This window comes from Aeromonas piscicola (genome assembly GCF_000820005.1).
Taxonomy (GTDB): Bacteria; Pseudomonadota; Gammaproteobacteria; order Enterobacterales; family Aeromonadaceae; genus Aeromonas; species Aeromonas piscicola.
Genome location: NZ_CDBL01000053.1, coordinates 1918 through 4083 on the forward strand (window position 1 = coordinate 1918; position 2166 = coordinate 4083).

3 protein-coding genes are annotated in these 2166 nt (G+C 59.7%); 1 reads left to right on the plus strand and 2 read right to left on the minus strand.

From position 1 onward, the window contains the following. Both BN1128_RS12990 and BN1128_RS12995 read right to left on the minus strand, forming a co-directional pair. Positions 1-887: sulfite exporter TauE/SafE family protein (locus BN1128_RS12990; protein ID WP_042869533.1), on the minus strand; the 887-nt coding region annotated here is incomplete at its 3' end. Between the two features lie 256 nt (positions 888-1143). After that, positions 1144-1857 carry a phosphatase PAP2 family protein gene (locus BN1128_RS12995; protein WP_042869407.1) on the minus strand — a complete coding sequence of 238 codons (714 nt, stop codon included), beginning with the start codon at positions 1855-1857 and terminating at the stop codon, positions 1144-1146. Positions 1858-2071: 214 nt separating this feature from the next. Between BN1128_RS12995 and BN1128_RS25415 the strand changes: the two genes are divergently transcribed. Then, the coding region (locus tag BN1128_RS25415; protein ID WP_156140320.1) for a DUF2937 family protein at positions 2072-2166 on the plus strand (95 nt) is incomplete at its 3' end.

A 2166-nucleotide genomic window follows, 5' to 3' on the forward strand; every position in this document is an offset into this window, starting at 1 on the left:
GCCAGCAGGGGTTGAGACTGGCGCCGCACCGCCCGCCAGGAGGCGTACATGGTCCAGGAGGTATAGATGACGATGAAGGCCACCAGCCACTTCAGCATCTCCATGTCCATGGATTTGACCAGCATGGCGGCCAGCACCACGCCAATGGGGCCGAAGATAGCCACCGCCAGCACAGCCTTGGCATCGAAGGCCCCCTTGCGGATGAAGGTGCCCGCCGAGAAGACGCTGAGCACGGCGGTGGAGCCCATCATGATGGGGAAGGCCGCCAACGGATTCATGCCGAGCAGATAGACCAGCGTCATGCAGGGGGCAAACAGGCCTATGCCGACGTTCATCAAGACCCCGAAGATGAAGTTGCCGAGCAGGGCAATGCCCAGTTTGTAGCCAGTCAGCCCCATGGCATCGCCGCCAAGGGGGAACAGCCCCAGCAGGCCCGCGAAGATGAGCCCGGCCACCACCAACAGGGAGACCGCCATCACCAGCCGTATGGTCTGTCGATCAAACGACGCCACATGGCGTGCCCCCCAGGCCGCCCCCACAGCCGCCGCCACCATCATGCTGATGAGGGTGAGCGGATCCACCTTGACCACACCGATGAAGATGAGGGACTGGGTCACGGTCGGCAACACACACTGACCGTTGAGAGTGCCGGGCAACAGGCGATCATCGATCAGCTTGAACTGCTTGTAACAGGCCGTCTTCACCGCGAAGCTGCCGACTCCCAGGGTATCGAGAAAATTGGCAACAAACCCGATGGCGGCCACGGGCCAGAACGGGGTGGGTTCCAGCAATCCCTGTCGCCGTTTTTGCCACCAGGCCTGAACCAGCATGAAGATGAAAGCCAGGGCACAGATGATGAATATCAGGCGCAAAAGATTAATTAACATACAGAGTTCTCCAGCAACGGGCGGCGATTCTAAGGCAGTCAAAATAAAAAATCTTGGTCGGGATCAACCATTCACCCCATGCAAACGATTATCTGGAGAAAGTCCTGGCAGGCGAGCTCGAACGGCTCTGCTAATACTTGTCTATGAGGGCCAGCAGGCCTGGGGCCATCGGTGGAAGTCATGGTCATTTCGCGACGACCACAGTCACCGATGGGAAGTAGCCAAAAAGAAGGCCGGCATGCACCGACCTTCTTTTTTATTGCTGACCGGCCCGTCGTCCGCAATCCGTCTCGTGCAGCCACGGCAAGCGCGGGGCGAGCCAGCGGATCAGCGCATCCGACAATCCCGTCAGCAGCAAGAGTGGCAGACAGAGCAGGGTCAGCGACAAGGCCCCCACATAGACGTCCGTCAGCCAGTGGGCACCGGAGAGGATGCGGGGCGCCGAAAATAGCGGCACCATCAAGATGGCAGTCATTCCAGCCCCGCGCGGCAGATAGCGCAGGGCAAAGCCGGCGAAGATCATCAGGAACAGGGCGTGGTCACCGGGAAAGCTGTCGCTGGAGGAGTCCTTGGTCGGGATCGTGCTGAGCTGGGTGACTCGCAGCGCATCAGCCACCGTCAGGGTCGGACTCGGGCGGCTGACCGGCAGCAGGTGGCCAAACTGATTAATCGCCAGGGCTCCCAACAGCATGACGACCCCCATGGCCACCAGGCGGCGACGACCGGACTCATGGGAGCGGAAGAAACAAGTCGTGAGGATCAGCCCCATGCAGGCCAGCACGGCCAAATCGAACAGGCGATTGTTGGTCACGGCCACCACATCGGCCCACAGCTGAGACTGGCCCAGCCAGCCGTTGACCAGATGAAAAACGGCGAGATCCCAGTGATCCCAGGGACCATGGGCAGGCAGGACACTCCAGCTGATGGCTATCAGGCCCCCAACCAAATAACACGGCACAAACTTGTTCATGCAGACGCTCCTCTCCCAAAAAAGCGCAATATTCTAGAACATAAAAATCGTGACGTGAATCACATAAGTGTAAGAGGGGGTAATAAGGCAAGCCGCCGCGATGGCCCCTGGGCGCCCTGTCACGGCCAGCCACAGGGGGTGTGGTGTGCCATCTTGGCCTGAACCCGGCTTGCGGCTAGTATGGGGGCTCTTATTTAGCGAGATGATGAGGAATATGCGCAGCTACCTTCGCATTATGCTGTTTGCCCTGGGTTTGCTGGCGGGCGTTCAGATACCGGGTCTGATCGACCTCTACTACCAGCGGCTGGA